Here is an 8750-nt window from a genome sequence, read left to right as displayed (position 1 = left end):
TCAAACGACCGCGAAGTCGAATGCCTTGAGCAATGACAGCAATAGTTTGAGTAATGACCTGAGTGACTTTAGTGACCAACAGAGTGATTTCAATTCTGAACAAACGAAGTTTACGAGTGACGTTGCCGTTTCCAACACGCCATCGGAGACCATCTCAAACGAATTGAGTAACTTGAGTAGCGATCTTGGTGGTCTGAGTGATGATCAAGTTGCCATCGATAGTGATGTGACGAAGGAAACTAGCGACCTTGGGTCGGCAGCAACCTCGGCACAGACCAGTGATCTGCAGAGTGATACGAGCGCAACAGCGAGTGACTACACGAAGGATTCAGGTGAATACAGTAATGATGTCACTACCGCCTCAGCTGCTAAGTCGGATACTTTGAAGAGTGACCAGAGTAATATCAACAGTGATCAGACGAAGGTCAACAGCGATTCCAACCAGTTCTCTAACGACCAAAGCAACGTGGCTTCGGACTTGAGTGATAGCAACACCACTTCAGATAAATTGTCGAGTGATTTGGCTAAGACCAGCAATGATCTGAGCGACTTTACTTCAGATAACAGCAAGCTGAGTTCCGATACGGCTAAGGATTCCAGTGATCTCGGTTCCAACGGAACCTCCGATCAGACCAATGCTTACACCAGCGACAGTACGCAGTTGAGCAATGATCAGAGTAATTACAATAGTGACTCTGCACTCAATAGCGCCGACATTACCAGTGCATCCAATGTGGTTAGAACAATCTCTGATTCGAATGCCTTGAGCAATGCGCAGAACAACACCACCAGTGATCAAAGTCAAACAACATCTGATGAAAATGCTTCTAACGGTGCTTCGAACAATGTGCCGATTGAATCTGGGAATAACCAAGCTTCTACTGGTAATAATTCAACTGGTACGAATGATCTGAACAGTGGTAATTCTAAGAACACTGGCAGCAATGCTGCTGGAACCACTGAAACCGGCTCAGTCAACTCGAGTGGAGAAACTGCTAATGGTTCAACTAACGCTCGATCAGTTGGCAATGGTGCAGCAAGTGCTGGAAGCGAAAAAGCGTCAGTATCAGCACAAAACGCTTCTGTTGAAACTGGTAACAATGCATCAAGTGAACAAAAGCAATTACCACAAACGAATGAAACTAACCAGAGTGGTGTCTTAGGACTACTCGGTGTTGAACTCATGAGTTTGCTTGGATTATTAGGCATCAAGCGCAAGCGTCATGATGAAAAATAATTCCAAGGGTCACAAGTCATAGCGGTATAATTGACTTGTATGGTTAACGCGACAAAAGCCTCAGACTACAAATCTGGGGCTTTTGTTAGATATGGGAGGAATGTAACATGTATTTTTTCGTAAATACAGTTATGCGTGATAAAAAAACGGGGATTGAACATGCTCAGATCAAGCGGCTCAAGCTCTTTAAGCAACATCATCGCGAAGCTAAGATTGTGGTTCGTGATTATGATCGTACCTTTCACCACTATCTAAAAAATGTTGGCTTGGAAGATGCTGATATGATCAGTATGTTTGACTTTTTCCAGCACGCGAGAGATTTCAAAGCGCGTCCATTTCAATTGAAAGATTTGCCAGTTATTCATGGTCAAAAGGTCATTGCTAAACGGACCAAAGAGGGCAGCATGAACGTCTATGTTGGTAAGCAGCTCGTTTCCAAAATCTATACTTTTGACTGGGATGACCAGCAAATTGACAAAGTGGAATACTTTGATCAATATGGCAATAATGTTTCCACAGATGTTTACGATTCTCGTGGCTTTAAGTCGATGACCGAGACTTTTTCTAATAAACATCAGGTCATTATGGAGACCATGTTTGATGTCAATGGGAAGACAATCTATAAATCCCAGTACATGAAAGACCGAATGGGTAAATTAGCCAACTCTGCTTTGAGACTGATTGACTATAAAGGTAATCCAGAAATCAATTTTATTGGACTAAAGAACTTTACTCGCTTTTTTATTGATGAATTAAACCGCTCATACGGCGAAAAGAACGTTTTCGTGGTTGACCGTAACTACGGTATTGACTGGCCAATGCAAAATATGCAAACAGAGGCGTTTAAACTGCTTCAGTTGCATAACGTTCAATCCAATACCGATAACCTCGAAACCGGGCGAATTAACTACAATTACGAATACGGATTGGATCACCAAGGTGAATGGAATGGCGTTATTTCTTTAGGTGAAACGCAACAACACGACGTCGAAAAACGGTTCCCCAAGAGTAAAATTTACGCAATTGGCGGTGGCATTATTAATGATGACGTTATTAATGGGCCTAAAATTCCGTATGATAAACGGACGATGGATAAAGTCGTGGTTATCGCCCGTTTGACCAAGGATAAACACGTTGAAAAAGTAGTTAAAGCCGTTGCTAAGGCTAAAACTGAAATCCCAGATATCACACTTGACGTTTACGGCGTGGGTCCTGAGCATGATAATTTGGAAAAACTAATCAGCAACCTTAAAGTGGCAGACCGAGTGAAATTAAAGGGTTATATCAACAACTTAAATCCCGTGTACGATCAGGCCATGGTCTCAGTCTTATCCAGTGATGCAGAGGGATTGCCACTGTCGTTAATTGAAGCGCAGTCTCATGGTGTGCCATTGATTGCCCGAGACGTGATCTATGGGCCAAATGACATCATTACCAACGAAAAAGATGGTTATTTAATTGCTCCCGATAAAGAAGACGTTGATAACATCGCGAATGCACTGGTTCAAACATTAGCTAACAAGGAACATTGGCAGAAATTGTCAGACGCAGCCTATGAAGACCGAATGAGATTCTCTACTGACAGTATGTGGCATAAATGGGATGCATTGAACGATGACGTTCTTCAATACTACGAGGGGGCTGAGAAATAATGTACTTTTTTATTGATCCTACAGTGGCGCAAAAAAACTCGGGTGTTGAACACGCCGCATTTAATCGGTTGAAGTTATTCAAAGACCACGGCCAAGAAGCTAAAATTGTTACTAGAAATTACAATCGGTTTTTATACAAATTTCTGAAAGATGAAGGCGTTCCAAGTGATCAGTCAGTTAGTATGTTTGATTTCTTCCAGCACACGATTGGTTATGAGCGTAAGGCGATGCGGACCGATGATCTCACCATCGATAATGCTTATGAGTTAGACCGTCAAAGTAAATATACCAAGGTTTACGACAATGATCGGCTAGTCATGGAAATTGATTATATTCCGGGTACGTTTGAAGAAATAAATACCATCACGTACTTTGATCGTTTTGGCAATAGCGTTGAAACTGACTTTTATGACTGGCGTGGGTTTAAATCCATGCAGCAGTATTACGATGTGAACGGCATTACGGTTAAGGAACAAATGCTGACGCCAACAGGTGAGGTCGTGTATGAGTCATACTACGCGAAAGATGCCAATGGTAAGCAACGGAACTCACTGTTAAAGCTGGTTAATTATCACGGTGAAGATTATTATTTCAACAGTCTACTGGAATTGTTTACGTTCTTCCTGGACGAATTGAATACCTATTATGGCGGTAACAATACCTTTATGTCTGATCGTCGAATTAATGATGCGGACACAGCATTGCTGGCGATGAAGACGACCTGTCGGAAAGTCGCCATTATTCACAGTACGGCATCTGTTGACGATGATAATCAAGTGGATGGGAAATTAAATCCGGTTTATGCTGACATTCTTGAAAATCAGCCACAGCAGCTGGACGCCATCATTGTCTCAACTGAGCATCAGCGCAATGATTTGAGTTTACGGTATCCTAATTTGGATCACAAACTGCATCAAGTGCCAGTTGGAATGGTCGACGTTGCTCAGCTAAAGACACCTAAGAAACTGAGCGATAAGCCTAACCGAATCATTGCGGTCTCAAGAATTTCTGATGAAAAGCGGCCACAAGACATTATTCGGGCGTTGAGTCTGGTCATCAAGAAAGTGCCTGATGCTACCCTGGAATTTAGGGGATATGTTAATGGTGATACTGGTAAAAAGGTCTTAAAGCTATTGGATGAACTTAAATTAAAGGATAAGGTTATTCAACGACCATATACCACCGATAACGACCGTTTAAACGCGACGTATGATGGTGGTAAGGTAGAAGTACTAGCAAGTACTTCTGAAGGCTTTGGTCAGTCAATTTTGGAGGGTGAAGAACATGGGATCCCTCAAGTTGCCTATGATATTAATTACGGGCCAAACGAAATGATTGATTCTGGCGAAAATGGTTATCTTGTGCGTAGCGGTGATATTTCTGGATTGGCAGATAAGATCGTTGCTGTACTGACAGACCCAAGCATTGACCAAATGGCCGATGCTTCTGTTAATAAGGCGAAAACCTATAGCACAGAGGCTATTTGGCAAAAATGGCAAGTGGCTTTGGGTGAGGGTGTCACGCAAGTCTAATTGTTAAATGTAATTTTTAGTATTCAAAAGGCACTAATCCGTGGATTAGTGCCTTTTGTGTACAGAGATTTAAGTTCAGTTATTCATCGTTATCTTCTGAATCTGCGTCGTTCTTTTCAGGCGCTGGTTCATTGACAGTGACTTCAAACCAGTTAATAAACGAGTTTTCGTAATCAACAACTTTGAAATCAAAATTATCAATGTGAAGTACTGTTCCTTGCTTAATATTAGGATGATTATCCAAGATCGAGCCAGCAAGCGTAACCACGTCGTTAGTTTCGAATTCTTTGATATCAACGTCAAAGTAGCGCTCGAAATCATAAGTAGTCATCTTACCACTCACTTGATAAGTCCCATTAGGCTGCTTGAAGATATCTTCGTTTGAAGAATCATCGATTTCATCATGAACGGTTCCAAACAGTTCTTCATAGATATCCTTATCAGTAATGATTCCAGATGTCCCACCATATTCATCAACCACCACCACGATTGGGGTCTGCTTACGGATCATTTGCTGCAGAACCTGCGTGATTGGTGTTGATTCGGGTGTCGTTGAAATGTGACGCAACAAGCGATCAATATGAATCGTCGGGTCAACTTGCTGCTGGCGAATCAAGTCGTAGTTGTAAACGTAGCCTAATATTTTATCCTTGTCACCATCAGCCACTACTGGCAGGCGAGAAAATCGTTCCTGCAAGTACATGTTGATGGCTTCTTTAACGTTTGCCGTGATATCGATGACGACTAAGGCAGTCCGATCAATCATAATATCCTTAGCAACTTTATCGTTTAATTCAAATGCACGCTGCATGTAAACGTAGTCGTTTTTCTCTAGTTCACCACCAGCAACGGCATTCCGGGATAAACTCAGAATTTCAGCCTGTGAAAAGACTTCTTCACTCTCGTTGGCAACGGGCAGACCCAGCAGTTTGACGACCCCATTAGCGGAGATATTGAGCAGCCAAACAAAGGGATAGAACAAGATGTGACAATAATGTAGTGGTGTTGTCACGTAACGTAAGACCTTCATTGGCATGTCGATTGAAATGTTTTTGGGCACGATTTCTGTGAAGACCACTTCAAGATAAGTCAACAAGAGCACACCAAACACGGCACCAATGGCGTGTGCTGTGGCACCGCCTGGATTGGTATGCGTAATGTTCAGCAGATCAAGCAGAATCGTCGAAATTGTCGATTCACCTAACCAACCTAAAATGATCCCTGCGACAGAAACACCCACTTGAGTGGTTGAAAGATACTCGTTCAGATTAGTGACCATTTTTAATGAACGGGTTAATCTCTTTTTGGATCCTTCTCCATTTTCCAGAGCCTCTTCAAGGGCACTTGGCCGAGATTGTACTAAAGCAAATTCGCAAGCAACAAAAAAGGCTGCGATGAAGAAAGTGATTAATATGACAATCAAATTGATAATTATCTGACCACTATCCAAGAATTCATTCCTCATTTCATAATAAAATCAACATTTAGAGTTTACTCTCCATTATAACGCTTGTCGGTCTCTTTTTTAACTTCTCAGGGAAATTAGTGGAATCTATTTCAAAGAGGACTTAATTGATAAACTTGGTTGGCGTTTGTGGAAACCCTGGCGTCGTTTTAATGAACGGATGCGGATGTGACCGTATCAACAATCTCATTGACAGCTGACTTAGCGGCAATTGGCCCAAAAGTGAAGATATCAGCCAGTGAATTACCACCAAGTCGATTACCAGCGTGAAGGCCGCCAGCAACTTCGCCAGCCGCGTAAAGACCGCTGATTTGTTTACCATCTTCATCTAGGACGTGAGCCCCATCATCGATTGTTAAACCACCCATCGTGTGGTGAATGGCTGGTTTCCGTGGTGTGGCATAGAACGGTGCTTTTTCAACTTTCAAGTCAAAGACTGTCTTGCCGAAATCAGGGTCCTGACCCTTATCGACGTAAGAATTATAAGTTCGGACTGTATCTTCCAGAGTTTTAGGATCCACACCAATTTGAGTAGCTAAATCAGCTAAAGTGTCCGCTTTAAAGAGTCGGCCATCTTGAACTTGCTGTTCCAGCTGGTCATCACTGGTATTGTACGCCGTCTTCTTGATTTCATTGTCAGCAATTAGGTAGAAGAGGCCACCATTATCGAATGCGGCTTTGGCCAAGACGTCGCGTTCCGCAAATTCATTCACGAACCGCTTACCTTGTTGATTAACCATCAAAAAGTTTGCGGGCGGGCATTGAATACCAGAGAAAATCTCACCAGTTTTCGGATCTGATACTGGCATCATTTGAATGAAGCCCATGCCAGTAACTCCTGCGTGAGCTTGTCGTCCTAATTTGATACCATCGCCAGTGATCGTGGGGGCATTAGTAGTGGCGATGTCATCATCAATGTTGTTCCAAGCAGTGTTATATTTCTGCACAAGTGGGGTATTGGCACCAAAGCCACCCGAAGTTAAAATGACGGCCTTGGCTTGCACCGTAAAGGTATGGTCGCCTGGCTTTTCTACCAAGACGCCATCGATATGGCCCTTAGCGTAAAGCAACCGAGTGACTGGGCTATCGGTGAGAATCGTACCACCATTATGCTTAACGTATGCGCTAAGTGCTGAGATATAGGCATAACCGGCAGTTTCAACTGGTTTGTGACCGCGACGCCAAAGCGCACCAACGGGCATCGTCACCTGTGAAGTATCAAATTCAACGCCGATTTTTGCCAACCATTTTTGTGATGCTAATGCATTATCAGTCAAGGTTTTGACCAGTTTGTAATCACCGTATATGCTGTTACCCTTTAAATCAGTTCGTTTACCGCCCAAGTAAGTTTGGATTCGATGAAGTTCTACCGAATCAAAAAGGTAAGGCTGATTATCTTTGGTGTTATCAAAGTAGGCTTTGATTTGTGACTGCAAAGTTTTAAAGTCAGCCTGATATTCAGGATCGATATCGTCCATGTTCATATCAAGTAGCTTTTGGAGTGTTTCGTGTTCTCCAGGTAAAGCGTCAAAGGTATTTTGCCAATCAGGATCAGCAGCGTTCATCGGGCCACCTGCTCGTACGGTGTTGCCACCCAATGCGGGGGCTTTTTCTAATAGGACTACTTTGCGTCCCTGATCCAGTACCGTTGCGGCGGCGGCTAAACCTGCTCCACCACCTCCAATGATTACGACATCAGTTTGCAGATCACTGTTCTCAGCAACCTTTGGCGTGTACTTATCGCGGTGTTGCCACTCCTGAGCGTTGCCGCCAGCCTTTTCAACGGCTTCAGCAACCCCGCTTAAAATGCCATGGCTAGTTTCTGAAGCCCCTGTAACGGCATCGACGTTCAATGTTTGACCATCAACAATTGCGTCGGGGATCCGATCATAAACGACGTCACTGATGCCAGCAGTTTCAGTTTTATTATCAATATTAATTGATTCGATTCGGTCTTCTGAAAAAGTGACATCCATCGGAAACGTTCCGTTATGGCCTTTAGCTGAGACGGTGTATTTGCCTGGTTTAAATGTTTGCTTTTCGTCTGCCATATAATAACTTCCTTTTTAAAAATCGTTTTTATAAATGTTAGCGGATACATAACTAATTTTACCATGAATTAGCCGGGGATGGTGAATAGCAGTTCACGCTTTGATGACGTTGAGTAACAAAGGACGTTTTACGACTATAGACCGCATCACTTCGGTATTTAAAGTGGGTTATTAACCATTATTTGGCAAATAGTGCTAAAATAAAATTGCAACACAAATCAAAAGGAGATCTTAGTTATGGCAACAAAAAGTGCAGATAAGGATAAGAAAGCTGAAACAACCAAGCCGGCTTTTGAATATACTGATGAAATGATTCAAAAGGCTGCCGACCTGATTGCCAAACAAGGTTATGTCACCCGTAAGGATATTCCAGAAATGAAAGATTTGGATTGGGCTTATGGTTTGGGAGAAGCAGTCGACAAGTACTTCAACGGTAAGAATGCTGGTCGCTACATCTACCACGAAGATTTTGATTTTGCCGGCGGTGATATTGCTGACATCATCTTCGATATGGATCAAGTTAAGACCCGTAACGATGCACTTCAAAAGTTGGGTGAAGTGTTAGATGAAAAGATCATCAATGGTCACTTGGATGAAATCGAACATAATATTACGAATTAATTTCTCAAGCCTCACTTTTTGGTGGGGCTTTTAATTTACACTCAGAATTGTTTGTGAAGTTAAGCGCGTATTTGATGAACGTTGCGAAATAAATCAGAAAATGCCCAGATTTGTGAAAAATGTTTACTAAGCTCTCTGGAATGTTGTTATAACAGGATGCTAACTGCTTCTTAAGGTTGAACTAAGTGCAAA

Annotated in this window: 6 protein-coding genes; 4 read left to right on the top strand and 2 right to left on the bottom strand. The window is 42.5% G+C overall.

Features of this window, described 5'->3' with window-relative positions:
• From HC026_RS07220 to HC026_RS07210, 3 genes are all read left to right on the top strand, one after another.
• Positions 1–1237, top strand: a 1237-nt coding sequence (locus HC026_RS07220) for an LPXTG cell wall anchor domain-containing protein (protein WP_168925321.1), incomplete at its 5' end; no start/stop codon positions are given.
• 107 nt (positions 1238–1344) lie between these two features.
• Entirely contained in the window at positions 1345–2889 is a 1545-nt protein-coding gene (locus HC026_RS07215) for a glycosyltransferase (protein ID WP_168925320.1), read from the top strand.
• Entirely contained in the window at positions 2889–4421 is a 1533-nt protein-coding gene (locus HC026_RS07210; RefSeq protein ID WP_168925319.1) for a glycosyltransferase, read from the top strand. Before HC026_RS07215 ends, HC026_RS07210 begins: the two co-directional genes overlap by 1 nt.
• 79 nt (positions 4422–4500) lie before the next feature.
• Here HC026_RS07210 and HC026_RS07205 read toward each other — a convergent pair whose 3' ends face one another.
• Positions 4501–5871: a hemolysin family protein gene (locus HC026_RS07205; RefSeq protein WP_232843685.1), complete on the bottom strand. Its 1371-nt coding sequence runs from the start codon at positions 5869–5871 to the stop codon at positions 4501–4503.
• A 164-nt stretch (positions 5872–6035) separates the two neighbouring features.
• Complete coding sequence (locus HC026_RS07200) at positions 6036–7937, bottom strand: flavocytochrome c (RefSeq protein WP_168925317.1); 1902 nt, start codon at positions 7935–7937, stop codon at positions 6036–6038.
• Between the two features lie 237 nt (positions 7938–8174).
• On the opposite strand from HC026_RS07200, the gene HC026_RS07195 reads away from it, so the two are divergent.
• Positions 8175–8558, top strand: coding sequence for a hypothetical protein (locus HC026_RS07195; RefSeq protein ID WP_168925316.1), 384 nt, complete (start codon positions 8175–8177; stop codon positions 8556–8558).
• Positions 8559–8750 lie beyond the last annotated feature (192 nt).

Source organism: Secundilactobacillus angelensis (assembly GCF_012641075.1).
Lineage (GTDB): Bacteria > Bacillota > Bacilli > Lactobacillales > Lactobacillaceae > Secundilactobacillus > Secundilactobacillus angelensis.
This window is presented reverse-complemented; position numbering and strand designations above follow the sequence as displayed.